The organism is Paenibacillus sp. LjRoot153 (assembly GCF_964253085.1).
Taxonomy (GTDB): domain Bacteria; phylum Bacillota; class Bacilli; order Paenibacillales; family NBRC-103111; genus Paenibacillus_E.
Genome location: NZ_CAXUQH020000001.1, coordinates 2,091,566 through 2,116,921 on the forward strand (window position 1 = coordinate 2,091,566; position 25,356 = coordinate 2,116,921).

General features: G+C 45.4%; 22 protein-coding genes. 19 read left to right on the forward strand and 3 right to left on the reverse strand.

Features of this window, described 5'->3' with window-relative positions; genetic code table 11:
- Positions 1 to 67: 67 nt before the first annotated feature.
- Positions 68 to 1,168, forward strand: a complete 1,101-nt coding sequence (ispG, locus tag ACSQ8P_RS09210; RefSeq protein ID WP_068665415.1) for a flavodoxin-dependent (E)-4-hydroxy-3-methylbut-2-enyl-diphosphate synthase — start codon at positions 68 to 70, stop codon at positions 1,166 to 1,168.
- A 197-nt stretch (positions 1,169 to 1,365) separates the two neighbouring features.
- Complete coding sequence (locus ACSQ8P_RS09215) at positions 1,366 to 2,169, forward strand: divergent polysaccharide deacetylase family protein (RefSeq protein ID WP_436234900.1); 804 nt, start codon at positions 1,366 to 1,368, stop codon at positions 2,167 to 2,169.
- Between the two features lies 1 nt (position 2,170).
- Here the strand turns inward: ACSQ8P_RS09215 and ACSQ8P_RS09220 are convergent, their stop codons facing one another.
- On the reverse strand, positions 2,171 to 2,863 hold the full coding sequence (locus ACSQ8P_RS09220) for an N-acetylmuramoyl-L-alanine amidase family protein (protein ID WP_436234901.1): 693 nt from the start codon (positions 2,861 to 2,863) through the stop codon (positions 2,171 to 2,173).
- Between the two features lie 182 nt (positions 2,864 to 3,045).
- On the opposite strand from ACSQ8P_RS09220, the gene lonB reads away from it, so the two are divergent.
- From lonB to hemG, 15 genes are all read left to right on the forward strand, one after another.
- Positions 3,046 to 4,764: an ATP-dependent protease LonB gene (lonB, locus tag ACSQ8P_RS09225; RefSeq protein ID WP_436234902.1), complete on the forward strand. Its 1,719-nt coding sequence runs from the start codon at positions 3,046 to 3,048 to the stop codon at positions 4,762 to 4,764.
- Between the two features lie 252 nt (positions 4,765 to 5,016).
- Positions 5,017 to 7,368, forward strand: a complete 2,352-nt coding sequence (gene lon, locus ACSQ8P_RS09230; protein ID WP_436234903.1) for an endopeptidase La — start codon at positions 5,017 to 5,019, stop codon at positions 7,366 to 7,368.
- Between the two features lie 17 nt (positions 7,369 to 7,385).
- Positions 7,386 to 8,036, forward strand: coding sequence for a ribosome biogenesis GTP-binding protein YihA/YsxC (yihA, locus tag ACSQ8P_RS09235; protein ID WP_436234904.1), 651 nt, complete (start codon positions 7,386 to 7,388; stop codon positions 8,034 to 8,036).
- Positions 8,037 to 8,279: 243 nt separating this feature from the next.
- The gene (locus tag ACSQ8P_RS09240; RefSeq protein WP_436234905.1) at positions 8,280 to 8,867 is read left to right on the forward strand and encodes a non-ribosomal peptide synthetase module; all 588 of its coding nucleotides are present in this window, start codon (positions 8,280 to 8,282) and stop codon (positions 8,865 to 8,867) included.
- 307 nt (positions 8,868 to 9,174) lie between these two features.
- Positions 9,175 to 9,582 carry an adenosylmethionine decarboxylase gene (gene speD, locus ACSQ8P_RS09245; protein WP_056610310.1) on the forward strand — a complete coding sequence of 136 codons (408 nt, stop codon included), beginning with the start codon at positions 9,175 to 9,177 and terminating at the stop codon, positions 9,580 to 9,582.
- 120 nt (positions 9,583 to 9,702) lie between these two features.
- Positions 9,703 to 10,239: a hypothetical protein gene (locus tag ACSQ8P_RS09250; RefSeq protein ID WP_436234906.1), complete on the forward strand. Its 537-nt coding sequence runs from the start codon at positions 9,703 to 9,705 to the stop codon at positions 10,237 to 10,239.
- A gap of 153 nt (positions 10,240 to 10,392) precedes the next feature.
- Entirely contained in the window at positions 10,393 to 11,796 is a 1,404-nt protein-coding gene (gene hemA, locus ACSQ8P_RS09255; protein WP_436234907.1) for a glutamyl-tRNA reductase, read from the forward strand.
- A 32-nt stretch (positions 11,797 to 11,828) separates the two neighbouring features.
- Positions 11,829 to 12,659 (forward strand): cytochrome C assembly family protein, encoded by an 831-nt coding sequence (locus ACSQ8P_RS09260; protein ID WP_436234908.1) that lies wholly within the window; start codon positions 11,829 to 11,831, stop codon positions 12,657 to 12,659.
- Between the two features lie 26 nt (positions 12,660 to 12,685).
- Entirely contained in the window at positions 12,686 to 13,411 is a 726-nt protein-coding gene (locus ACSQ8P_RS09265; protein ID WP_436234909.1) for a precorrin-2 dehydrogenase/sirohydrochlorin ferrochelatase family protein, read from the forward strand.
- Entirely contained in the window at positions 13,408 to 14,352 is a 945-nt protein-coding gene (gene hemC, locus ACSQ8P_RS09270) for a hydroxymethylbilane synthase (protein ID WP_436234910.1), read from the forward strand. Before ACSQ8P_RS09265 ends, hemC begins: the two co-directional genes overlap by 4 nt.
- 5 nt (positions 14,353 to 14,357) lie before the next feature.
- On the forward strand, positions 14,358 to 15,902 hold the full coding sequence (cobA, locus tag ACSQ8P_RS09275) for a uroporphyrinogen-III C-methyltransferase (RefSeq protein WP_436234911.1): 1,545 nt from the start codon (positions 14,358 to 14,360) through the stop codon (positions 15,900 to 15,902).
- Positions 15,899 to 16,891 (forward strand): porphobilinogen synthase, encoded by a 993-nt coding sequence (gene hemB, locus ACSQ8P_RS09280; RefSeq protein WP_436234912.1) that lies wholly within the window; start codon positions 15,899 to 15,901, stop codon positions 16,889 to 16,891. The genes cobA and hemB overlap by 4 nt, the downstream gene beginning before the upstream one ends.
- A 159-nt stretch (positions 16,892 to 17,050) precedes the next feature.
- Positions 17,051 to 18,115 carry a uroporphyrinogen decarboxylase gene (gene hemE / locus ACSQ8P_RS09285; RefSeq protein ID WP_436234913.1) on the forward strand — a complete coding sequence of 355 codons (1,065 nt, stop codon included), beginning with the start codon at positions 17,051 to 17,053 and terminating at the stop codon, positions 18,113 to 18,115.
- A 1-nt stretch (position 18,116) separates the two neighbouring features.
- Positions 18,117 to 19,064: a ferrochelatase gene (gene hemH / locus ACSQ8P_RS09290; protein ID WP_436234914.1), complete on the forward strand. Its 948-nt coding sequence runs from the start codon at positions 18,117 to 18,119 to the stop codon at positions 19,062 to 19,064.
- On the forward strand, positions 19,061 to 20,503 hold the full coding sequence (gene hemG / locus ACSQ8P_RS09295) for a protoporphyrinogen oxidase (RefSeq protein ID WP_436239485.1): 1,443 nt from the start codon (positions 19,061 to 19,063) through the stop codon (positions 20,501 to 20,503). Before hemH ends, hemG begins: the two co-directional genes overlap by 4 nt.
- 22 nt (positions 20,504 to 20,525) lie before the next feature.
- On the opposite strand, the gene ACSQ8P_RS09300 is transcribed toward hemG, so the two are convergent.
- Positions 20,526 to 21,185: a Crp/Fnr family transcriptional regulator gene (locus tag ACSQ8P_RS09300; protein ID WP_436234915.1), complete on the reverse strand. Its 660-nt coding sequence runs from the start codon at positions 21,183 to 21,185 to the stop codon at positions 20,526 to 20,528.
- 80 nt (positions 21,186 to 21,265) lie between these two features.
- Here ACSQ8P_RS09300 and hemL point away from each other — a divergent pair, with 80 nt between their 5' ends.
- On the forward strand, positions 21,266 to 22,564 hold the full coding sequence (hemL, locus tag ACSQ8P_RS09305; RefSeq protein WP_436234916.1) for a glutamate-1-semialdehyde 2,1-aminomutase: 1,299 nt from the start codon (positions 21,266 to 21,268) through the stop codon (positions 22,562 to 22,564).
- Positions 22,565 to 22,624: 60 nt separating this feature from the next.
- On the opposite strand, the gene ACSQ8P_RS09310 is transcribed toward hemL, so the two are convergent.
- On the reverse strand, positions 22,625 to 24,097 hold the full coding sequence (locus tag ACSQ8P_RS09310; RefSeq protein WP_436234917.1) for a phosphodiester glycosidase family protein: 1,473 nt from the start codon (positions 24,095 to 24,097) through the stop codon (positions 22,625 to 22,627).
- A 265-nt stretch (positions 24,098 to 24,362) separates the two neighbouring features.
- Here ACSQ8P_RS09310 and ACSQ8P_RS09315 point away from each other — a divergent pair, with 265 nt between their 5' ends.
- Positions 24,363 to 25,250 (forward strand): RluA family pseudouridine synthase, encoded by an 888-nt coding sequence (locus tag ACSQ8P_RS09315; protein WP_436234918.1) that lies wholly within the window; start codon positions 24,363 to 24,365, stop codon positions 25,248 to 25,250.
- Positions 25,251 to 25,356: the final 106 nt, after the last annotated feature.

The window sequence follows — 25,356 nt, forward strand, 5'->3', positions numbered from 1 at the left end:
CCAATCCGATTTCCATTTCTGGGAATTGGAGCGGAGGATGTTTGGTGTCATGGGGAGAGAAACCAAAATGTTCCATAGACGAGATACCAGAGCCGTTCGGGTAGGTGATTTAACGATCGGTGGCAGTAACGAAGTAATCATGCAAAGTATGTGCACAACCAAAACAGCTGATGTCAAAGCGACAGTTGCTGAGATTCTTCGTCTTGAAGAAGCGGGTTGTCAGCTTGTACGTGTGACTGTCAACAATAAGGAAGCCGCTGAAGCTATCAAGGAAATTAAGAAACAAATTCATATTCCTTTGGTCTCTGATATTCATTTCGATCATCGTTTGGCACTTGCCGCGATTGAGAACGGTATTGACAAAGTCCGCATTAATCCAGGTAATATCGGTCGCCGTGAGAAGGTTGAAGCAGTTGTTAAGGCTTGTAAAGAGCGCGGTATCCCGATTCGTATCGGCGTTAATGCTGGCTCCCTTGAGAATCATCTTCTTGAAAAGTACGGCTATCCAACGCCTGAAGCGATGGTAGAAAGCGCCCTATTCCATATCAACATTTTGGAAGAACTCGATTTCCAAGATATCATCGTCTCTTTGAAGGCATCTGATGTCCCTATGGCCATTGCGGCGTATTCTCAGGCTGCGAAAGCATTTAATTATCCGCTTCATCTGGGGATTACAGAGGCTGGAACCCTCTTTACAGGGGCTGTGAAAAGCGCTGCGGGGATTGGAACTTTACTTAATATGGGCATCGGTAACACGCTTCGTATTTCTTTGAGTGCGGACCCTGTTGAAGAAATTAAAGTCGCAAGAGAACTTCTCAAGACATTCGGATTAATTACGAACGCCGCGACGTTGGTTTCCTGTCCTACTTGTGGTCGTCTGGATATTGACTTATTCTCGATCGCTAATGAGGTTGAAGATTATATTGCCAAAATCAAAGTGCCGATTAAGGTTTCTGTTTTGGGTTGTGCCGTGAATGGACCTGGTGAAGCGAGAGAAGCAGATATTGGTATCGCAGGGGCTCGTGGAGAAGGAATGCTGTTCCGTTACGGAGAAATGATTCGTAAAGTGCCTGAGGCTGAACTGCTTGCTGAACTGAAAAAAGAAATTGATATTATTGTTGCTTCCTACGAACAGACTGGGGTCATCCCTGGGCGCAAGCAGCACTAAATAAATACAACGATTATAAACCGTTAAGAACTCTAAGGAGTCTTTAACGGTTTTTTTGTACGCCCATGTCTAAGCGCATATTTGCCCAGCAAGTGAAGCATAATGAGTAAAACTGGAAATGGTCAGTAAGAATTTCTAAGCAATAGCGGATGCTTACGAAACTAGTTTTCTGATAAAACTTAAAGGAGGAGAAGAGGATGAAGTTATTTCCAACGTTTGCATTATGTCGACAGGTGGCGCTTACCCTAATCACGGGGGCTGTCTTGATTGCGAATCCAGGATTTACACAAGCAGAGCCAAGTTTAAATCCACAACAGCCGACCGGAGCGATTACGAAGAAAGTAGCCATTGTCATTGATGACTTTGGCAATAACATGGAGGGGACAGCGGAGATGCTGAAGCTGCCCATTCCATTCACAGTGGCTGTTATGCCTTTCTTGCCCTCAACGAAGCAAGACGCGCAGTTGGCTCATGACAGAGGACTCGAGGTCATACTACACCTTCCCATGGAGCCTGTGAGAGGGAAGAAGAGCTGGCTGGGGCCAGGCGCAATCACAACGGACTTGTCCAACGAAGAAATACATAAACGGATCGTTGCGGCGATCGACGATGTGCCCTTTGCCATAGGTATAAATAATCATATGGGTTCCAAAGCGACCGCGGACGAAAGAGTCATGAAGATTCTTATCGAGATATGCAAAGAACGAAATTTAATATTACTGGATAGCAGGACCACGCCGAAGAGCTTAATCGGAAAGATTGCAGATTCGCGTGGCGTACCGCATGCGGACAATCAGTTGTTTTTCGATGATCTGTATACGTTCAGTCATATTAATAAGCAAATGGTTAAGCTGAGAAAATTAATACATGACAAGGATGAAGTGATTGCTATTGGTCACGTAGGTCCTCCTGGGAAGAAGACCGCTCATGTCATCCATGAGGCTATTCCTAGTATTCAGAAGGAAGCAACTTTTGTTCCTATTTCACAAATGGTCAAATAGACTATTTCGGATGTGTCATGGCGAAATATTGCTCGACGGCATGTGTAATTGCTTTGGCAAGCTTGGCTTGATGATGACTCTCGCCTAGGAGCTTACGATCCGATTTATTAGATAAAAATCCTAATTCAACAATGACGGAAGGGCATTTTGTAAACTTGAGTACATAATACTTTTTACCAAGAACAGGAAGCTCTTCCGTACCATAAACTTGATTCAAAGCATCTTGTAAGAGGTTCGCTAACAGAATGCTGTCGGATTGATTTTGATAAATGACGAGCGGCCCGCGTGTGTTCGATTTTTTGGACCAATTGATATGCAAACTGAGCATCATTCTCGGGTTAATGGTATTAGCTAGACCAGAGCGTTGAGCGAGATCTTTGCGATGTCTGCCTCCGTATGACCATGTATTATCATCACTCAACGCATAGTCCTCGGTGCGGTTTATAATAACGCGATACCCCTTTTTTACAAGTGATTTATACGTTTTCTTGGCGATAGCTAGATTCATATCTTTTTCTTCATATTTGCCCACCATGGTTCCGCTATCGATTCCGCCATGTCCTACGTCAAGAATAATGTCAGCAGATGGAAGAAGAGGATCGTTATGGGCAGCTAAAGCTATCTGTGATTTAGGCGCGCAAAGAAATAGCGCAAGTATCAAAATCAATAAGTATTTCTTCAAATCCCGCCACATCCTTTTGCAAGATTAACTACTCTTATCCTTCTTCCGCAAGGGGGCTATCATACGTGATGCAAAAGTTTGCATGGATTGGATTAACCTTCTTTTACACGGGAATAATGGAAATTAGCAAAGGCCGATAGGCTAGCATTTAAACGTACCTAATCGAAGATGACGTGTTTAAGGAGGTTCAACACATGAGTTTAAGTATCATTCTAATGGTCATTCAAGTGTTTTTTGCAGTTGTAATCGGGTTGTATTTCTGGAATTTACTGCGAAATCAACAGACGAACAAGTCTGCAGTGGATAGAGAATCTAGGAAAGAACTGGAGAAGTTACGCAAGTTGAGATCCATTTCACTAACCAAGCCTCTGTCTGAGAAAACGAGACCTTCTTCTGTGCAGGATATTGTTGGCCAAATCGAAGGGTTGAAGGCTCTGAAAGCGGCACTATGTGGTCCTAATCCTCAGCATGTGCTTATTTACGGCCCTCCCGGCGTTGGAAAAACAGCTGCAGCGCGCGTCATATTAGAAGAAGCGAAGAAAAATCAAGAGTCTCCTTTCCGACCTGACTCCAAGTTTACAGAGATAGATGCTACGACTGCTCGTTTTGACGAGCGTGGTATTGCTGATCCGCTGATTGGATCCGTACATGATCCCATTTATCAAGGCGCTGGCGCGATGGGCGTTGCTGGGATACCACAACCGAAACCAGGTGCCGTAACGAAGGCGCATGGGGGAATTTTGTTCATTGACGAAATTGGTGAATTGCACGCGACGCAAATGAACAAATTATTAAAGGTGCTTGAAGACCGTAAGGTATTCTTAGAGAGTGCATATTACAGCTCTGAGGATGCGAATATTCCAGGGTATATTCATGATATATTTCAGAATGGGCTACCGGCAGATTTTCGTTTAGTTGGAGCGACAACCCGCACACCGAATGAGATTCCTCCGGCCATCCGTTCACGTTGTTTGGAAATTTTCTTCCGACCACTTTTGCCTGGTGAGGTAGGAGAAATAGCAAGAAAAGCGCTTGATAAAATTGGTTTCAAAAAATGTGAAGATGCCATAGAGGTTGTAACGAAATATGCAACGAATGGTCGTGAGGCCGTAAATGTGATTCAATTAGCCGCAGGTATCGCCCTTACAGATAAACGGGATTCTATCACTGCAGCTGATATTGAATGGGTCGTGAATTCTTCACAAATACCGCCAAGACCGGAGCGCAAAGTGCCTGCTCAGCCACAAATAGGCTTCGTAAATGGCTTAGCTGTCTATGGTCCTAATTTGGGCACTCTATTGGAGATTGAAGTTACTGCGATTCCAATTGCGGTTGCAGGAACGGGAAAATTCAATATTACAGGTGTTGTTGATGAAGAGGAAATGGGCGGAGGCTCCCGAACCATTCGACGTAAAAGCATGGCTAGAGGCTCTGTGGAAAATGTGTTAACTGTTCTTCGTAAGTTAGGTTTTAATACGTCGGATTATGATCTCCACATCAATTTCCCTGGCGGGGTGCCGATTGATGGACCATCCGCAGGTATTTCGATGGCTACAGCGATTGCCTCGGCCATACATAAAATACCTGTAGATAACAAATTAGCTATGACAGGAGAAATGAGCATACATGGGAAAGTGAAGCCTGTTGGAGGTGTTGTGGCCAAAGTAGAGGCGGCATTTCAAGCAGGAGCTACCCGTGTTATTATTCCAAAGGAAAATTGGCAAGCCTTGTTTGTTGATTTACCTGGTGTTGAAGTTGTCGCGGTAGAAACCATTGAGGAAGTGCTTGCAGCTGCACTCGGCATTGAGCTTCATGATAATGTGATTCCATTACCTTACTCTATGGAAAGAACGATTCCAGCTACAACTTTACCCATTCTACATGCCAATTCACAGCATACAATTGACTCTTAAAGGGAGGCTTTTCGCTACCTTACATGGCGCGTCAGCCCTCAATTGGTGTTTTGTTTAGAGTTTTGTTAAAATGTAAAGGGCAACGTAGGGAGAAAATCCCACATAGATAAAATAAACGGCTACACCGTCCTCTGGACGAGTGCGTTTATCTAAAAATAAAGCCGATTTATCATGTGAAACCTATTATTACTTTATTTCAAGGTGAGACTTTGAACGTAGGTTCAAGGATCCCTATTATTGGAGGTGCAGAGGATGGGGCCTGGAAAAATGAAGGTGCGCAGATTACCGTTATTGCCACTTAGGGGACTGCTGGTCTATCCGAGCATGGTTCTACACCTGGATGTAGGGCGAGAAAAATCGGTGAAAGCACTCGAGCGGGCGATGGTGGATGACAGCATGATTCTCCTCTGCTCTCAATCAGAGATCAACATAGAAGAACCAACGAAAGAGGATATTTATCGCATCGGAACTATTGCGAAAGTGCGGCAAATGCTCAAATTACCGAATGGTACGATTCGCGTCCTGGTTGAGGGAGTATTACGTGCTGAAATCGTAGAGTACTTGACGAATGACGAGTATTACGAGGTTACCGTAAAGGAATTGCCGGAGCAAGAAATTTCGGATCCTGAGATCGATGCTTTGATGAGAAGTGTGCTAAGTCAATTTGAGCATTACATCAATCTTTCCAAGAAAGTAACGCCTGAGACACTTGCCGCGGTATCTGATATTGATGAGCCTGGCCGATTGGCAGATGTGATTTGTAGTCATTTATCGCTTAAAATTAAAGATAAACAAGATATTCTCGAGACCGTTGACGTACGTGAACGGCTCGAGAAAATGCTTAATATTTTGAATAATGAGCGGGAAGTGCTTGAACTCGAACGCAAAATCAGTCAGCGGGTCAAGAAGCAAATGGAGAAAACACAGAAGGAATACTACCTCCGTGAGCAGATGAAGGCGATTCAGAAAGAACTTGGCGACAAAGAAGGTCGTGCTGGCGAAGTTGATGAGTTACGAAATCAGCTAGCTGAAGCTGAGCTTCCGGATAAGGTTCGTGAGAAGGTTGAAAAAGAGATTGATCGGTTGGAGAAAATGCCTGCAACTTCTGCAGAAGGCGGCATCATTCGCAATTATATCGATTGGTTGCTAGGTCTTCCTTGGCACAAACAGACTGATGACGATTTGGACTTAGATAAAGCAGAAGAGATATTGAATGAGGATCATTTTGGTCTAGAGAAGCCGAAAGAGCGGGTGCTAGAGTACTTAGCCGTGCAGAAGCTAGTCAAAAAGCTCAAGGGTCCGATTCTTTGTTTAGTTGGCCCTCCTGGGGTTGGTAAAACGTCGATTGCTCGTTCAATAGCTAGATCGATGGGAAGACAATTCATCAGAATCTCGCTAGGCGGCGTGAGAGATGAAGCTGAAATTCGCGGTCATCGTCGTACGTACGTTGGCGCTATGCCTGGTAGAATCATTCAAGGCATGAAGAATGCAGGCGCGAATAATCCCGTTTTCTTGTTAGATGAAATTGACAAGATGGCGATGGATTTCCGCGGAGATCCTGCCTCTGCCTTGCTTGAAGTATTGGATCCTGAACAAAATAGCACTTTTAGCGATCATTTCATTGAAGTACCTTTTGATTTGTCCAACGTGATGTTTGTGACCACGGCGAATGCTGTGCATAATATTCCTCGTCCTCTGTTAGATCGGATGGAGGTTCTATATATTCCAGGTTATACGGAGATTGAAAAGCTCCAAATTGCCAAGAAATATTTACTTCCTAAGCAGAAACGTGATCACGGTCTTGAAGAAGAGCAACTTGTCGTTGATGAAGCCGCATTGATGAAGATTGTGCGCGAGTATACACGAGAAGCAGGCGTGCGTAATCTAGAGCAGCAAGTTGCAGGCATGAATCGCAAAGCAGCTAAGAAGATCGTATCAGACCCAGAGACACCTGTTCATGTAACTGTAGAAAACTTAAGTGACTATTTAGGTCCTGTTAAGTTCAAGTATAATGTTGCAGAAGAGAAGGATCAGATCGGTGCTGTTACAGGTCTTGCTTGGACGGAAGTGGGAGGAGATACACTCGTCATTGAGGTATCTGTGTTACCTGGTACTGGCAAGTTAACCTTGACAGGTAAATTAGGTGATGTGATGAAGGAATCTGCGCAGGCGGCTTTCAGTTACACGCGTTCGCGAGCTGAAGTCCTTGGGATTGCCCCAGATTTCCATGAGAAGAATGATGTACACATTCACATTCCTGAAGGTGCGATTCCGAAGGATGGCCCATCTGCTGGGATTACGATGGCTACCGCATTAATCTCTGCCTTGACGAACATTCCTGTTTCACGCTTAGTCGCGATGACTGGAGAGGTCACGCTTCGCGGCCGCGTACTTCCAATCGGGGGCTTGAAGGAGAAGGCTCTAGCTGCACATCGTGCGGGTATACGTACAATCCTCTTACCTCAAGACAATGAGAAAGACATTATCGAAATTCCAGAAAGTGTCCGCACAGAGATGACGTTCATCCCTGTCAGCCACATGGATCAAGTGCTGGAACATGCGCTTATCAAAAATAAGCCGACGGCTAACGTCGGATCGACTTAGAAAGTAGTTGAATATTCATGAAAGTCAATCAAGCTGAATTTATCATCAGCGCGGTTGGACCTAGCCAATATCCAGAAGATGCCTTGCCAGAGATTGCGCTGGCAGGGCGTTCTAATGTCGGGAAATCGTCACTCATTAACTGTTTGATTTCTCGCAAAAACTTAGCTAGAACCAGTTCACAACCGGGCAAGACGCAAACTCTTAACTATTATAAAATTAATCAGGACTTATATTTCGTTGATCTACCTGGCTACGGCTACGCAAAGGTATCCAAAACCAAGCGCGAGCAATGGGGGAAATTCATTGAAAGCTATTTATTGAATCGAGAGCCTCTGCGCCTTGTGATGCAGTTAGTCGATCTAAGACATCCGCCTTCCAAAGATGATCAGGCGATGTACGAATGGCTTCGCCACATGGATGTACCTGTCCTTGTTGTTGCGACCAAAGCGGACAAGATTCCTAAGAGCAGATGGCCGAAACATTTGAAGATTGTACGTGAAACACTAGGGATGGATAAAGGGGTACAGCCGCTGATGTTCTCTTCTGAGCTAGGGCTTGGCAAGGATGAGCTGTGGGGAATTCTAGAGCAAGCGATTGCTTATGGCGAATCGGAGCCTCAAACCGAAGAAGTTCTTACTAGCGCTATAATCGATCCGCAACCGTCCTAATCACAGGGCGGTTTTTTGCGTATTTTCGAGGATAGCGTTCAAAGATAGAGGAAATCAAAAAGAAGCATACGGGAAAGCGAGGTAATCTGGGGGAAATTTGATGGCATTCCAGTTTATCAAGCTTTTTTCAGAATATTTGGCTGATTATCATGAATTGCCGGCAGGAATATTCGCTACTCTTGTAGTATAATAATAAGCAAGGTAATAGTTAATGGCTTGAAAACAAAGAATCGAGGGATTTTTATGGCACAAAGGTTAGCGACTGAATATGTCAAAACCTGCCTCCAGTTAACAGAAGCCGATATGTTGAAGTTTTTTCAAATGTTTGTAGACCATCAAGTGACACTGCAAGTCAAAGTTTTGGAAAACGGGAATCAAGAAGTTGTTTTTCAAGATGGCGAAGGTCAAGAAATCGTCCTTTCATTTGAGAAGAAATCGGGCCTATATGAATGCACAGGATCCTGCAGATTAAGTAATACCTTATTAGCTAATTTAATGCGTAAAGCAGTATCGGAATTCAAAGGCAGCGCTAAAGTCAATCGGATTTACCCAAGCTACACGATGGTTTATTATTATGAACGCGGAACCGTTGTGAAGATCGAGGAAATCAAAGGTCAACTATTAACAATTGTTTATGAGCACAAAGATACCATTGGTCTCATGCAGATGATGTTCCAGAAGAGAGAAGTTGAGCAAGAGATCGAAATGATCTACGATCAAATCAATCACCTTCTTGATATGCGTAACATGCTGCAGGACAGGGATGAACACCAACAGATCGACATTCGCCTCAATGAGCTGACACATCGTTTGTTCGTTTTGGAGGCATAATCACCCATACATGCTATATTTGTGGAGACCCATTTTTGGGTCTCTCTTTGTTTTCAGGCACAAGCAATGGCATTACGACATAATTTAGATATGGCGTCGGTGTGACAGTTAGCGTTTAACAAAAAAAACTATTGCATTTATCGTCGATAGATGTTATTTTTATTCTCGTTGAAACAATATAGGAACCAGGATTCACTCAGGACATTGAATGTTGCGAGAGATTATACCCTCGGGAAGTGAATGACGTAGGTCCTAGCGGATGAAATTTTTTTCACACATTTTATTCCTAGGAAGGGGGAACCGAAAGATGGAAACAGAATACTCAACTTTCGGAAGACACGTTGCTGTTGATACTTGGGGGGTAGATTTTGAACTTCTGAACAATGCAGAATGGCTGCAAGCTCAGATGGTTGAAGCTGCCGAGGTATGTGGAGCAACTGTTCTATCTGTACAATCCAAGCAATTTGAACCACAAGGTGCAACAGTTCTTGTTATGTTGTCCGAGAGTCATCTCTCCATTCATACTTATCCTGAGAGAGGTTTTGCCGCACTTGATTGTTATACATGCGGTGAGACAGTCGACCCTCAATTAGCAATCGACTTTATGGTGTCCGTACTAAAACCAGAAACGTTCTATGCGAAGAAACTTGTTCGCGGAATGGGTGAATTACAAGTAGAAACTCCTGAAATAAAGCAAGCAGAGCTTGTTAAATAAAATTCTGCAAATTGAAAATAACGATAACCACGGAGAAATCCGTGGTTATTTGTTTGTTCAGACACCCATACAATGATATTGGCGATACATGTCCAGTTCACTTGAGGTGGGGGAAGAAGCTTGAAGCATAAAATCATTAGGAAATTGGTGCTGTATGTCGTTGTTCTCTTTTTGATCATTTGGCCTATTTATCAACTCGCTCAAATGTTAGGTCATCAAAAGGAAGATCACGATGCCACGCATTTACTGTTCCAAGTGTCCTTATTTCAAATGGAAATATTGAAGAGCAGCTTAGAAGAAGCCTCGCAGAGTAAAAGTACGAATGAGCTCGATCCAGTAAGACGAGCATTGTACTCAGCAGAATACACGCATGAGCGATTGATTTTGGCAGCAGGGGGAAAAGAGGAGCTAAGCTCGCTTAGCTTCATGAACCAATTAACCCAATACATACAGAGACTGCAGCTCGGTGGAGTCAGAGCTCTGAAAGCGGATGAGACACTAACATTGAAGGAAGCCCAAAAGCAATTTGGGCACATGTATGAGGTCTATGAGAAAATGATGGCTTCGAACGGTGAGATCATTTCATCCCAAAATACCGAGTTATCGAAATTAGATCGCGAGTTGACTTCCTTTTTAAGAAAAAAAGGGTTGCAATAGGGGATTCTGCCTGTATGAGGTATAGAGGAGCACAGAGCTGTTAAAACTAACGAACAGAACTAAAGCTTTCATAATTTATTCAAATATTTTGTCGGAATGTCTGATCTGCTGTGCTATAATGTTTCTAAATAGAAGGAAAGGCAGGTGGTAACTATGCATATTATCGCAGTTGGTTTGAATTATCGGACAGCCCCGGTAGAAATTCGTGAGAAGTTTGCATTCTCAGATCAAGATTTACCGAAGGCAATCGCTGAATTGAAAGAGACAAAAAGTATATTGGAATGTGTTATTGTTGCCACCTGCAATCGCACCGAAATTTATGCCGTCGTGGATCGTCCTCAGCTGTGCAGTCATTACTTGACGCATTTTCTTGAGCGTTGGTTTCATGTGACGAAGGATCAGTTCCAGAAGCATTTATATACGTATGAGAATGAAAAAGCAATTGAGCATTTGTTCCGTGTTACAACGGGGCTTGATTCGATGGTTATTGGGGAAACTCAGATTCTCGGTCAAGTGAGGGATGCTTTTTTAGCGTCTCAACAATTGAAAGCAACAGGTTCTTATTTCAACACGTTATTCAAACAAGCGATAACACTTGCGAAGAAAGCACACTCAGAGACGGGCATCAGTAATAACCCAGTCTCCATTAGCTATGCTGCTGTAGAACTCGGTAAGCGGATTTTCGGTAGCTATGTGAACAAGACCATTATGATTATTGGTGCGGGTAAGATGAGTGAGTTGACCGTGAAGCATTTGTATGCAAATGGCGCTAACAAAGTTATCGTTGTGAATCGCACGCTGGAAAGAGCTATGGATTTAGCAGGCAAATTTAGCGGTGTGGCTAGCACACTTGAGGAAATGCCGAAATATTTACCTGAGGTTGATATTATCATTAGCTCCACAGGTGCGCCTGGATACGTTCTGACGAAGAACGATATTCAGTCCTATGTGCAAAAAAGAAAAACACGTCCGCTCTTCATGATGGATATCGCGGTTCCGCGCGATCTGGATCCGCAAATTAGCGGTTTGCCTAATGTGTTCCTTTACGATATTGATGATTTGGAGCATATTGTGGATAAGCATTTGCAGGAGAGAAAGAAAGAAGCGGCTAAGATTGAGATCATGATCACGTCCGAAATCGCTGCCTTTGACCAATGGACGAAGACACTTGGCGTGAGCCCACTGATTAGCGCTTTGCAAACGAAAGCGAATCAGATTCACGAAGAAACCATGGAGAACATGCTGAATAAGCTGACTGATCTGGATGAACGTGAAATTAAGGTGATTCGTAAATTAACGAAGAGTATTGTGAATCAAGTGTTGCGTGATCCGATTTTACGGATAAAAGAAATGGCGGGAGAGCGCCATGGCGACGATGCTCTCGAAATTTTCACGAAGCTTTTCGCATTAGAAGATACGCTTAAACAACAAGAACAGGCAGATCAAATAGCACAAGAGCTGGAGTCAGGCTTTAACAAGGTGGAAAGTAAACAAACGTTGGATGAGAAGCTGTCCGTTCGTAGTTTGCAAAACGCGGATGTTCTAGCCCCATCTTGATAAAAAGGCGCTAACCGCCTAGGAGAGGTGCCATGGTTACACGTAGCTGGTTGTTTGATGCGATGATTTATATGTATGCCCTGAGCCTACTGTTTTACTTTTCGGATTTCGCGAATGCGAGCCGGAGCGCGAAACGGATGGGGACGGGGCTGCTTTTGTTTGTATGGGTTTTGCAAACCGCTTACTTGGCGATCAGTTTATATGGTCATTTGACTGAATGGGCTTTCGTTCGTTCCGACGTACTCTTTATGTTTTCGTGGCTAATTGTAACGATATCATTGATTATCAACCGTTTTTTCCGTATTGAATTGTTTGTTTTTTTTGTGAATGTACTTGGCTTTGCGATTCTTGCACTGAATATATTTGGAAATCCGCATGTTGTGCCGATCAAATCCGATTGGGAAGTTAATGATGAGCTATTATTCATTCATATTTCGTTAGCGATTGGCAGTTATGCCGCATTTTCAATTGCCGCCATTTTTTCAGGGATGTACATATTTTTACATGCAAGGTTGAAAAGTAAAAATTTTTCTCAAGCGGTTATGAGACTGCCGTCACTTGAGAAAATTGAGCATTATACGTATTTGTCGGTCATTATCGGTGGGCCGCTGCTACTCATGGCATTAAGTCTTGGGGTAGTGTGGGTCGTGCTTGAAGGAAATCGCAATCTTCTCTATGATCCCAAAGTAATCAATTCTTTCTTCGTGTTGGCAGCCTACGCGTTTTACTTATTTCAACATAAGTCCATGCGAATTTCGGGGAATAAGCTAGCTGTGTGGAACCTTGCGGCTTTTTGCATCGTCGTATTGAATTTCGTTGTTTCAAACCTTGTTTCTGATTTTCACGGGTGGATATGGAGCTAAATGGTTGGCATCATCCTTTTCCCGTTATGATGAATTTAACAAGACGCCGGTGCTTGATCGTTGGTGGGGGTCCGATAGCGGAACGGAAATTACGATCGTTGCTTGGAGCAGGTGCAGAGGTAACGCTTGTCAGTCCAGCGTTCACGGCTGGAATTCTTGAGATGGGGAATCAACAGAATGTGATCGTGAAGAAACAGTCCTATGATGAATCGATATGGACAATCCATGGCGAGGCACGATTTGCATTAGTCATTGCGGCCACGAACGATGCACAAGTTAATAGACAGATTGCACAGGATGCGAATGCGCATAATTTGCTCGTTAATATTGTTGATCAACCAGAGCTGAGTTCGTTTATCCTGCCTTCTGTTGTTCGTCGGGGGAAGCTGGTCATTACGGTCTCCACGGGGGGAGCTAGTCCATCAGCGGCGCGTAAAATTGCCAAAGAGATCGACAAGACCTATGGCGATGAGTATGAAATCTATTTGGATTTTCTCAGTGAAACTCGCTTGTTCATTCAGGAGCACGTGAAGGATAAAGAAGCGAGGCAGGGCCTATTTAAAGACATGCTGGCATGGGATCTGATGCCTTTAATCCGTGAAGGAAAGTTTGAAGATTGGAAAGAGAAGTTCAACCTAGCCTTACATGGCGAAGCTTGGATGCAATCGCAAGGGCAAGTAGAGCGTGGACGGCCTTCTTGGTCTTTCATCAATGAGATTGGGCAGCACGTATTAGGAGGCGGAGACGTATGAAAACGATAATTGTAGGGACAAGACAAAGTGCTTTGGCACTGACTCAAACAGGGCAAGCTGTTGAGCTCTTGAAGCAGCTTGCCTCAGAGCACGGTATCGAATGTCAATTTGAAATTAAGAAAATTGTAACGAAGGGCGATCGGATTCTGGACGTCACGTTATCCAAAGTCGGTGGCAAAGGTTTATTCGTGAAGGAAATCGAACAAGCGCTGACAGACGGCGAGATTGATATCGCCGTTCATAGCATGAAGGATATGCCTTTCGAGCTGCCCGAAGGTCTTGTTGTAGGCGCGATTCCCAAGCGCGAGGATCCGCGCGATGCGCTGATCACGCGCGGTGGCAGATCGCTCGACGAGCTGCCGCAGGGCGCGCTCGTCGGCACAAGCTCGCTGCGCCGGGCTAGCCAGCTGCAGCACCACCGCCCGGACCTCCGGATCGAGTCGATCCGGGGCAATATCGATTCGAGGCTGCGCAAGCTCGAAGAAGAGAACTTCGATGCGATTATGCTTGCCGCCGCCGGTCTCCACCGGATCGGCTGGCAAGATCGCATCAGTAGCTACTTGCCGCCCGAGCTATGCCTCCCTGCCGTAGGACAGGGAGCGCTGTGCATCGAGTGCCGCGGCAACGACGACTTCGTGCTGGACTTGCTGGGCAAGTTCCAGCATGAGCCAACGGCGCTCGCGGTGCGAGCGGAGCGGGCTTTCCTCGGCAGACTCAACGGAGGCTGCCAGGTGCCGCTCGGCGCATACGCGAGCGTGAACGAGACGAGCAGCGGAGACGTTCCGCTGCTGACCCTGACAGGCATGGTCGGGACGCCGGATGGCGTAACCATGCTCAAAGAAACAGCTTCCGGGAACGATCCGGAAGCGTTGGGTGCGTTAGTCGCAGAGAAGCTCATCGCACAAGGAGCCGAGAAGATTCTAGCTGAGGTGAGGGAGTGATGGCTATGAACAAAGGAAGAGTTTTTCTTGTTGGAGCGGGTCCTGGAGATCCTAAGCTTATCTCGGTACGCGGGATGGAAGCGATCCAAAGAGCTGATGTCATCGTATATGATCGACTGGCGAATCCACGCTTATTGAAGCATCGTAGACCGGAAGCAGAACTCATCTTTGTTGGCAAGCTGCCAGATAAACATATATTAAAGCAAGAAGAAATCAATCAGTTGCTTGTGGATTTGGCTTTGCAAGGGAAGATCGTAACACGTCTTAAAGGCGGAGATCCGAGTGTATTCGGACGTGTTGGGGAAGAAGCCGAGCTACTGGCAGATAACAATGTTACTTATGACATTATCCCGGGAATCACCTCTTCGATCGCCGTTCCTGCTTATGCAGGGATTCCTGTCACACATCGTGATTTCACCTCGTCAGTAGCGATTGTAACGGGCCATGAGTATCCAAATAAAACATATTCCAGCTTGAACTGGGAACATCTGGCCAAAGCGATTGGCACGATGGTGTTCCTGATGGGCGTTGCCAATCTTGAGCAAATATGCCGCGAGTTAATTCGCTGTGGGAAACCGCCAGAAATGCCCGTTGCCTTAGTGCGTTGGGGAACTTGGGCGGATCAAGCGACGATTACAGGTACACTTGCAGATATCACAGAAAAAGTAAGAGAAGCGAACTTTAAATCTCCAGCCGTCATTATTGTGGGCGAGGTTGTGAAGCTTCGTGAGAAGCTGGCATGGATGGAGAAGAAGCCGCTGTTTGGTAAGCGAGTGCTCGTCACGAGAGCTCGAAGTCAAGCGAGTGAACTTGTGGATCTTATCGATGATTTGGGTGGAGAACCCGTCGAATTCCCTGTCATTCGGTTACAGCCGCCAAGTGGCCAAGAAGCTAGGCAAGCATTGGATCTCGCACTAGAGAGACTGCAGGAGTTTGACTGGATTGTGCTAACGAGTGCGAATGGCGTTGAATTCTTCTTCCGCAGACTGCGTGAGTTAGGCATTGATGTTCGAAGAATGGGGAACGCCCGAATTGCTGCAGTAGGTCCTAAGACCGCTGAGGCGCTCGCTGAGCGTGGTATCATCGCAGACATCCTACCGGCCAAGTATCAAGGGGAAGGCATCCTAGATGCCATTCAAGGGGATTTGAACGTAGGTCAGAAAGTATTGCTGCCGACAGCAGACTTAGCACGTGATTATTTACCATCTAAATTGAAGGAGCTTGGTCTCGAAGTTACTGAAGTGGATGTGTATGAGAATGTACTGACAACCGATGACGGTGAAGAGATTATTCATCTTTTGCAAAATCAAAGCATTCATATCATAACTTTTACAAGCTCATCGACCGTTACGAATTTACTCGAAGCGCTAAAGCAACTCGGTATGGAAGATCCGTTATCGCTACTGCAAGGCGTGGAGATTGCAGTTATTGGTCCCAAAACGGCAGAAACCGTCTTACAAGCAGGACTGTCGATTACATATACGGCTGAAGAAGCAACAGTGGCTTCTTTGGTACAAAGCATGATTCAAGGAGGCGGAAATCCAGCATGAGTTTTCCAATCGTTCGTAACCGCCGCTTACGCGGAAATGCAGCCATTCGTAATCTAGTTCGTGAGAATCAAGTGACAGTGAACGATGTCGTTCAACCGATTTTTGTTACGCATGGTACCAATGTAAAGTCAGAAATTGCCTCGATGCCTGGTGTGTATCATTTTTCACTTGATCGTGTAAAAGAGGAAATCGATGAAATCACGCAATTGGGCATCCAAGCGATTCTCTTGTTCGGTGTACCTGATTATAAAGATGCAACTGGAACATCCGCATTTATGGATGATGGCATCGTTCAGCAAGCAACACGTTATATTAAAGAGCTCAACCCTAACTTGTTGATTATCGCAGACACGTGTTTATGCCAATTTACCGATACGGGTCATTGTGGCGTCATTCATCACCATCCCATTACAGGGCAAGCGGATGTCGCAAACGATCCTTCCTTGGAGCTTCTGGTTCGTACGGCTGTATCTCAAGCCAAAGCGGGTGCGGATATTATCGCTCCTTCCAATATGATGGATGGTTATGTGCAAGCCATTCGCGCTGGACTTGATGAGGCTGGTTATGAGAACACGCCAATCATGGCATATTCGGTCAAATATGCTTCGGCCTACTATGGACCTTTCCGTGATGCCGCGCATTCCACACCGCAATTCGGTGATCGGAAAACGTATCAAATGGATCCGGCTAACGGCCGTGAAGCTCTTCGCGAAGCATCAAGCGACGTCGTCGAGGGCGCTGATTTCTTAATGGTGAAGCCAGCACTTGCTTACATGGATATTATCCGCATGCTGAAGGATAACTTCGACTTGCCAGTTGTCGCTTACAATGTGAGCGCAGAGTACGCCATGGTGAAGGCTGCTGCTCAGCAAGGCTGGGTGAATGAAGAAGCGATTGTGATGGAAACGATGACAAGCTTCAAACGTGCAGGAGCAGATATTATCCTGACATATTTCGCCAAAGATATCGCTCGCTACTTGCAAAAGTAAGGAGATCATGAACCATTTGTCCTCTGTGATCTATTACGGAGTTCGGGTGGTTCTTTTTGTCATACTTTTGTCGCAATAGGTAAGCTTACCTTGGTTGTGAGAGGGGTATAATTAGGGCATAATGGATGAGAATAGATGGAAACAAGAGGAAGGTGCCTCATGAGTTATAACGATAATTTTATTAAAGCATGCCGGAAAGAACAGGTAGATACACTACCGGTGTGGTATATGCGTCAAGCTGGTCGCTACGACCCAGACTACCGTAAGATCAAGGAAAAGTACTCCTTGCTCGAAATTTGTCAGCAACCGGAGCTTGCAGCTGAAGTGACGATGATGCCGATCAAAAAGCTTGGCGTAGATGCCGCGATTTTGTATTCGGATATTATGAACCCAGTGGCTTCGTTGGGTGTTGACTTTGATATTGTGAAGGATATCGGGCCTGTGATACATACGCCGGTTCGTACGGCACAAGATGTTGAACGACTTCGTCCAATTGATGTGGAGAAGGACTTGTCCCACATTCTTCAAACGATTCGCATTTTAGATAAAGAATTAGAGGTTCCGTTGATTTCGTTCGCGGGTGCGCCATTTACGATCGCCAGCTATTTGATTGAGGGCAGACCCTCCAAGAGCTATATTCGCACCAAGCAAATGATGTATTCCGAACCAGCAGTCTGGTTTGCTTTAATGGATAAGCTCGGGGATATGGTTATCACGTATCTGCGTGCACATATCGCCAATGGGGCGAAAGCCGTTCAAGTATTCGATAGCTGGGTGGGGGCGCTCTCTCCAGCCGATTTCGACGTCTACGTACGTCCTACGATGATGCGGATTTTCAAAGAGCTGTCCGATTTGAAAGAACCGAAGATTTATTTCCCTGGCGTTAGCTCAGGTGAATTGCTGCCATATCTGACAACGATTCAAGCTGATGTAATTGGTTTGGATTGGCGTGTACCGATTTCAGTTGGTCGTGAAAGATTACAGAACCGATATGCGGTACAAGGGAACTTAGATCCATATATTCTAACAGCGCCGATGAGTGTGATTGAAGCGCAAGCGAAAGCCATTATGGATGAAGGGATGAAGCAGCCAGGGTTTATTTTCAACCTAGGACATGGCTTATTCCCAGAAGCATCGCTGGAGAAATTGAAGGAATTAACGACGTTTGTTCATACCTATTCGCATTCGGTTTTAACCCAGCAAGCTGGAAAGAGTGGTGTTTAACATGACCAAAACGCGCATTGGCGTCTTAGTGATGTCGTATGGTACGCCGGAAAGTTTAGATCAGGTAGAAGCGTATTATACGCATATCCGACGTGGTCATCCGCCGACCCCGGAGCAATTACATGAATTAACGACGCGTTATGAGGCTATTGTCGGTGGCTTCTTCCCGCTGCGTGAAAATACGAATAAACAAGTAAAAGGACTCGAAGCTACGCTTCGCCAAGAGCATCCTGAACTTGAATTCGTCTGCTACCAAGGCCTTAAGCACGCTCAGCCCTACGTAGAAGACGGTGTTGAGCAAATGGTTAAGGACGGCATCACAGAGGCTGTAGGGATCGTTCTAGCGCCTCACTACTCGACGATGAGTGTCGGTGGCTATGTGAAGAGGGCGAAGGATAAGGCGGAAGCGCTAGGTCTTAACATGACTTTCGTTCTGGATTATCACCTCCATGGTAAGCTGCTGGAAGCTTTGCAAACACGTGTTGAGAACGCTTTGGGGAAATTCGCTGAGGCGGATCGAGATAACGTGAGAGTTATCTTTACAGCTCATAGCTTGCCGGAGAAAATTCTTGAAATGAAGGATCCGTATCCTGATCAATTGCTGGCTACCTCCAAAGCACTTGCTGAGCGGGTTGGTCTTACGAATTGGCAGTTTGGTTGGCAAAGTGCGGGCCAGACAGCCATGCCTTGGTTAGGTCCGGATATTATGGACGTTATGCGTACGATCAAGCAAGAAGAAGGCGTGGATAAGATACTCCTCTGTCCAATTGGTTTCGTTTCCGATCATTTAGAAGTTCTTTATGATATCGATATCGAAGCACAGGCGTTGGCGAAAGAGCTTGGTGTCCACTTGGAACGAACAGAGTCGCTTAACACGGATCCTCTATATATGGAAACCTTAAGCGATGTTGTCTACAAGAAATGGCAAGAGGCAGCGAGTTCGAAATGAGTCATAAAGTGCCTCATTATATGATTATAGGCGGCGGTATCACGGGGCTGAGCGCTGCTTTTTATTTGAAAAAACAGTTGGAGACAGATGTCAGATGTCCCTCTTTTCGTATTTCTGTGGTCGAGAAATCACCGTCATTTGGCGGAAAAATTCATACGATTGAGCGTGACGGCTTTGTCATTGAAAAGGGGCCAGATTCCTTCCTAGCGCGTAAGCGTCCCATTATTGATTTGGCTTATGATTTAGGACTGGAGAACGAGCTGACAGCTACGAATCCGAAAGCGAAGAAAACATATATTGTTCGTGGGAGAAAGCTGCATCGCATGCCTCCTGGCTTGGTTCTGGGAATCCCGACTCAAATGACACCGTTTATGAAGACAGGTCTTATTTCACCAATGGGCAAGCTTCGCGCTGCGATGGACTTAATTTTGCCGAAGCGTGATGTCTCGACGGATGAGTCGCTTGGACATTTTCTGGAGCGCCGACTCGGTAAGGAAGTGCTTGAGCGCATTGTTGAGCCGCTGCTTGCAGGGATTTATGCCGGGGATACGTATAAGCTTAGCTTGAAATCCACCTTCCCGCAGTTTCGGGCTATGGAGCAGAAGAATCGCAGCTTAATTCTTGGGATGATGGCTAGCCGCAAAAATGTGACCGAGGAAAGCGTGCATTTGCCTGCGGCTGTTCGCAATTCCGTATTTGTAACGTTTAAGCGAGGGCTGCAATCGCTAGTCAGTGGCTTAATCGATTCTTTAAGTACGATAGATTTACGTGCGGGTGTTGGTGTTGTGTCCGTGCGTTGTGTAGAGGACGGACAAACAGAGGTTGTATTTGAGGACGGTCAACGTGAGATCGTTGACGGGGTCATTGTGACGACGCCAACGTATCAAGCGGCGAAGCTGCTTTCGGAGCTGCCAGCAGCAACCGAACTAGCGAAGATTGATTATATATCGGTAGCCAATGTGATTATGGCATTCGATCGTAAAGATATCCCATTTGAACTGGATGCCTCTGGTTTCCTCGTTCCTAAGAATGAGGGTTATACCATTACAGCTTGTACATTAACCTCAGCGAAGTGGCTGCATGCTGCACCAGAAGGCAAGGTGCTGCTTCGTTGTTATATTGGTCGTTCTGGCGAGCAGGAATGGCCGGCATGGTCCGATGAGCAATTAATCAGTAAAGCACGACATGATATAGGTGATCTGCTTGGGATTACGGCTGAACCTGGTTTTGTTGAAGTGACGAGGTTGATGCATTCTATGCCGCAATACCCTGTTGGCCATTTAGAGGCGATAGCGGATTTCAAGAAAGAACTAACGGCAGCCATGCCGCGAGTACTGGTAACTGGTGCAGGGTTTCATGGTGTTGGACTTCCCGATTGTATACGGCAAGGAAAAGAAGCCGCAAATCAGCTTGCTGATCTTGTTCTTACACGAACCTAGTGGCGAAATAAATCAAATCGTATTAACGGAGCTTGGTCAACTCCAAAGTGAATTCATTGGCAGAGATGGTCAAGATTTTCTTCTCTTCGAGATCACGAATGACTTGCATGAGTGTCGATTTCTGAACACCAGCTAGCTGGGAAATTTCGTCAAAGTTCAGAACAAGTTTAATGACGATTGTGGTGCCTTTACGCAGGCCATGCGAGTTTGCCATTTTGATTAAGCTTTTGATGACCCGTGTTCTTGCATCTACGAAGGTCAGATCATAGACTTGCTGATTCGTATCGCGCAGACGATTACTGAGCTCTTGCATGATTCCAAGGCTAATGTCAAAATGATTACGAAGCAGATCAAGGAAGCTTTGGCCAGTAATCGTAAGAAGTGTGCATTCTTCCAAGGTTTGAGCTGAGGCAGAACGAGGTTTGCCATCTATGAGAGAAAGCTCACCGAAGCTTTCGCTGCTTTTGCAAATCGTCAGAATTTTTTCCTCACCTGAAGTACTCGTTGTGAAGATCTTAACGGAACCGCTGAGAACCATATAGAATACGGAACCGAGTTCTTTTTCTTGAAATAGGATCGTGCCTGCTTTATAAGTACGTCTTGTACAAATTTCAATAAGGGCGTTCAATTGATGTTCGCCCAGTTGGGCAAATAAAGGAACTTTCTTGATTAGCTCTAGCATAGGTTGTACCGCCTTTAAGGTAGTTATTGGTAGGATATGACCTCATTTTATCACAAGATCACGTTATTGGGGGCTACATAATGGGAAATTCGAGCAGAATCGACAAACAGTCAGCGGCTGCTTTTCAAGAATCAAGAAAGCTGATTCCTGGAGGGGTGAACAGTCCAGTTCGTGCGTTTAAATCGGTGGGCTTAACACCTTTATTCATGGAGAGTGGGTCCGGCTCGCGAGTAACGGATATTGATGGGAATACCTTTATTGATTATGTAGGTTCATGGGGGCCACTCATCGTAGGTCATGCGCATCCGAAGGTTTTGGAAGCGATTCAGGCTACAGCAGTAAAAGGTACAAGCTTTGGTGCTCCGACGTTGCTCGAAACCGAAATGGCGAAGCTTGTCATTGAACGCGTACCGTCCATTGATATGGTTCGCATGGTTAATTCGGGGACAGAAGCCACCATGAGTGCGTTGCGCCTAGCACGTGGATTCACGAAGCGCGACAAGATCGTGAAATTCGAAGGAAGCTATCATGGGCATGCGGATGCTTTGTTGATCAAGGCTGGTTCTGGGGTTGCAACACTTGGATTACCAGATAGTCCTGGTGTGCCAAGCAGCGTTGCGTCCAATACAATTACGGTACCTTATAATGATTTGGATTCCGTGAAGCTTGTATTTGAAAAGTTCGGAGAAGAAATTGCCGCGCTAATCGTTGAACCTATTGCAGGGAATATGGGGGTTGTTCCTCCAGCAGCAGGCTTCTTGCAAGGACTTCGTGACATTACCAAACAATATGGCTCCTTGCTGATTTTCGATGAGGTTATGACCGGATTCCGCGTACATAAGAACTGTGCTCAGGGTTTATACAGCGTAACACCAGATTTAACTTGCCTAGGTAAAGTTATCGGCGGCGGGCTTCCTGTAGGTGCTTATGGCGGCCGCTTAGACATTATGGAGCAGATTGCTCCTGCCGGACCAATTTACCAAGCAGGTACGTTATCTGGAAACCCACTTGCCATGGCAGCAGGTTTCGCAACGTTGTCCTTACTAGGCGAGCCGAATGTTTATGAGGAACTGGAACGCAAGTCAGCTAGACTAGAAGCGGGCTTTGCTGCGAATGCTGCTGAGTTCGGCATTGCCAGCACGATTAATCGCGTAGGATCCATGGTTTGTCCGTTTTTCACGGAGACGGCTGTCACCAACTACGACACGGCCAAAACATCCGATCTTGCTCGATTTAATGCCTATTTCGGTAACCTGTTAGATTTGGGTGTTTCCGTTGCACCTTCGCAGTTTGAGGGCATGTTTGTATCTACAGTGCATTCCGATGCGGATATTGAAATGACGATCGAGGCTCATCGCGAAGCCTTGAAACGACTATAAAATCAAGAAAGGGGCTGCCCTCCGTAGAATGTTCTACGTGAGTGCAGCCCCTATTTCGTATTAGTTAGGTTTATTAGTTGGAGAAGTGGATGTAGATGTGTTTGGTGAAGTCTCCGTTCCAATCGTTGCAGGCTTCGGTGTGGGACTCGGCGTTGGCAACGTTGTTGTCGTTGGCTTCGTACTACCTGTGTTGCCACCCGTATTATTCCCATTATTTGGCGTTGGCGTAGGAGTTGGTGTTGGGTTGCCTGTAGATGTTGGTGTAGGGCTAGTTGTGTTCGTTGGTGATGCGGATGACGGCTTATCCGTCGAGTTCGGTTTAGTCGAGTCGGTACTTGAAGGCGAAGATGACCCGCCAGCTTTGCCTGATTCAGCTGTATGTTCTGGTTTTGGTGTTGGTGTTGCTTTCGGCGTTGGTGTAGGTAATTTACCTTGTGCCCTTAGTTCTGCTTGTTCTTTCAAGAATTCAGGGTGAGTAGAAGCACCGCCTGCATCAATCGTCGTCAAACCAGCCCACACGTTCTTCACTTCTACTTTCTCAGGATGATCAAATACTAAGAAAGCTGACGGCAAACGTCGCTCGCCATAACGGCTAGATGGTTTTGTAATGAGTGCATTATTATAAACCATTTCAGAAGATGCTCCACCATCAAGGAATCCAGCGTTGATTACGTCGTCTTCTAAGAATAGATCCTGTACTTCTTTCAATGTAGCTCCAACACTTGAAGTTTGACGGCCATCAATGACGATAAAGATAACCGTACCGTCTGCTTTTTGGCCAACCGCTGTACGCGGTGCACGTCCCCATCCGCCATCACCGCTTGTGATTAGCGGTTTACCGTTCGCGATAACTCGCGGATAGAAGGAAACAGCTTCTGAGACACCTAGTTTCAATAAATCATTAATCGTATACTTACCGATAATGAGTGTTCCTTCTTTAGTGAAACCGACGATTTGTTGAGGATTGCTTCCTTCTTGGTCGGTATAAAGAATTTCACCACCGGACATAATAGCACCGATTGGGGCAAATCCGTTTCCAAGGCCGTCAGGATCATTAAATCCTCCGCCATTGACACCTGCGACAGCTCCCGTTCTTTCAACCATGGCTGTGATTCGTTCACCTTCACCTTGTTTGGCAGGAACGACAACACGGATAGAACGTGGATCATATACATACATCCGCTTACCCTTCCATAGGGTGCCTGAAATGTCTTCTACTTTGACGAGACTCTCAATAGGGCGGTTTGTATTAAACTGAACAGCATCAATATCTTGTTTCTCGATCGAGTTAACTTCTGTTAGATTCTGCATTTCAAGAACCATTTGATCTCGGCGCTGTGCTCCTACAAAGATCCAAGCCCAGTCGCGATGCTGCGTTGTTATGACTGTTTTGGCCAAATACTCACGAATGAATGTCCCTGGCGGGGTTAGAAATAGAAAGCTAGAACTTAAAAATATACATACTGCTATAACGAGTAAAGTCCGCTTCATCCAACTATAATTTCGAAAATGATTTGCAATTGAACTACCCAAGGTAAACCTCTCCTGCTCTATTAATAAATTGATAGAAAATGTCGAAAAAAAACAATACAAGAATTATAGTATCATATTTTTGCATGCAAATGGTAATGGTAATTGTTAAAATAAAGTGTACATAATCCCTCTTCCTTAAGGAGCTCGTTCTAATTATGAAACGTTATTACTTTTTTGATTTCCCAATCGACCTTATGGCGATTGTTTTTGTATTTCTACTAATTCTGCTAGCAATCTTCCTATCATTTCGTAAAGGCATGAAATCATGATCACTTGGTCGCGCAATGGAGAATGGTTGGAGCTGCCGCTTCCGAATGCTCAGTGGAAACCGCTTAAACCTGGCGCTGTTGAAGAATTAGCGGCGTATCTGCCGGTGCCTCGCAAATTTTTCCTGCGATTAGCTTCCCAGGGACTTATTCGCATAGAAAATAATACGATTCGGCTAAAGGTCTTTCCTCAGGAAAAGGCGGCGATTAAACCTGAGTCTTATGCATTAGACGTTTTATTTGAGGATGAGTTCACTTTAGTAGTAAATAAGCCAGCTGGCATGTCAGTTCATCCGGCCGAAGTTGGTCAAGGTGGAACACTGGCTTCCGCAGTGGCTCATTATTACGAAGCGACTGGGCAAGCCTGCGGGATTCGTCATATTCACCGTCTAGATCAAGATACGACAGGCGTAATACTTTATGCCAAAAATGAGTGGGCGCATGTCCTATTGGATGAAGCTATGCGGGAGAAACAAATTGATAGACGCTATGTTGCGATAGCTCAGGGGATTTTCAAAGAGAAGGAAGGACGAATTGATGAACCGATCGGTAAGGACCGGCATCAGCCGGGGAAACGAAGAGTAGCTCCCAACGGGGATCAGGCAATTACGTGTTATCGTGTTCTTCAACAAATGAAAGCTGGAGCACTCGTGGAAGTGGAGTTGGAGACGGGTAGAACACATCAAATTCGTGTCCATCTCAGCCATTTAGGTCATCCACTAGTAGGTGATACTTTATATGGAGGTTCTTCACGTTTGTTTCAGCGACAAGCCCTTCATGGAGAAAGACTTCTCTTTAAGCATCCGATTACGCAAAATGAGGTCGTTGTACACGCTCCGTATCCACTTGATTTCAAGACGTTGTTGGATCAAATGTCAATGAATTAAAAATGTAGTCATGCCTGGACTCATCCACCCATATACTTTTAGAGACAATCAAGTATATCACCCAACAATTCGGAGCTGCTTTAATGTTTCGAATTAACGGAAGGGA

Bases quoted from the DNA above. Each gene is read 5' to 3' on its own strand.
- ispG (WP_068665415.1), top strand. From the start codon at position 68: ATGTTCCATAGACGAGATACCAGAGCCGTTCGGGTAGGTGATTTAACG.
- ACSQ8P_RS09215 (WP_436234900.1), top strand. From the start codon at position 1,366: ATGAAGTTATTTCCAACGTTTGCATTATGTCGACAGGTGGCGCTTACC.
- ACSQ8P_RS09220 (WP_436234901.1), bottom strand. From the start codon at position 2,863: ATGTGGCGGGATTTGAAGAAATACTTATTGATTTTGATACTTGCGCTA.
- lonB (WP_436234902.1), top strand. From the start codon at position 3,046: ATGAGTTTAAGTATCATTCTAATGGTCATTCAAGTGTTTTTTGCAGTT.
- lon (WP_436234903.1), top strand. From the start codon at position 5,017: ATGGGGCCTGGAAAAATGAAGGTGCGCAGATTACCGTTATTGCCACTT.
- yihA (WP_436234904.1), top strand. From the start codon at position 7,386: ATGAAAGTCAATCAAGCTGAATTTATCATCAGCGCGGTTGGACCTAGC.
- ACSQ8P_RS09240 (WP_436234905.1), top strand. From the start codon at position 8,280: ATGGCACAAAGGTTAGCGACTGAATATGTCAAAACCTGCCTCCAGTTA.
- speD (WP_056610310.1), top strand. From the start codon at position 9,175: ATGGAAACAGAATACTCAACTTTCGGAAGACACGTTGCTGTTGATACT.
- hemA (WP_436234907.1), top strand. From the start codon at position 10,393: ATGCATATTATCGCAGTTGGTTTGAATTATCGGACAGCCCCGGTAGAA.
- ACSQ8P_RS09260 (WP_436234908.1), top strand. From the start codon at position 11,829: ATGGTTACACGTAGCTGGTTGTTTGATGCGATGATTTATATGTATGCC.
- ACSQ8P_RS09265 (WP_436234909.1), top strand. From the start codon at position 12,686: ATGATGAATTTAACAAGACGCCGGTGCTTGATCGTTGGTGGGGGTCCG.
- hemC (WP_436234910.1), top strand. From the start codon at position 13,408: ATGAAAACGATAATTGTAGGGACAAGACAAAGTGCTTTGGCACTGACT.
- cobA (WP_436234911.1), top strand. From the start codon at position 14,358: ATGAACAAAGGAAGAGTTTTTCTTGTTGGAGCGGGTCCTGGAGATCCT.
- hemB (WP_436234912.1), top strand. From the start codon at position 15,899: ATGAGTTTTCCAATCGTTCGTAACCGCCGCTTACGCGGAAATGCAGCC.
- hemE (WP_436234913.1), top strand. From the start codon at position 17,051: ATGAGTTATAACGATAATTTTATTAAAGCATGCCGGAAAGAACAGGTA.
- hemH (WP_436234914.1), top strand. From the start codon at position 18,117: ATGACCAAAACGCGCATTGGCGTCTTAGTGATGTCGTATGGTACGCCG.
- hemG (WP_436239485.1), top strand. From the start codon at position 19,061: ATGAGTCATAAAGTGCCTCATTATATGATTATAGGCGGCGGTATCACG.
- ACSQ8P_RS09300 (WP_436234915.1), bottom strand. From the start codon at position 21,185: ATGCTAGAGCTAATCAAGAAAGTTCCTTTATTTGCCCAACTGGGCGAA.
- hemL (WP_436234916.1), top strand. From the start codon at position 21,266: ATGGGAAATTCGAGCAGAATCGACAAACAGTCAGCGGCTGCTTTTCAA.
- ACSQ8P_RS09315 (WP_436234918.1), top strand. From the start codon at position 24,363: ATGATCACTTGGTCGCGCAATGGAGAATGGTTGGAGCTGCCGCTTCCG.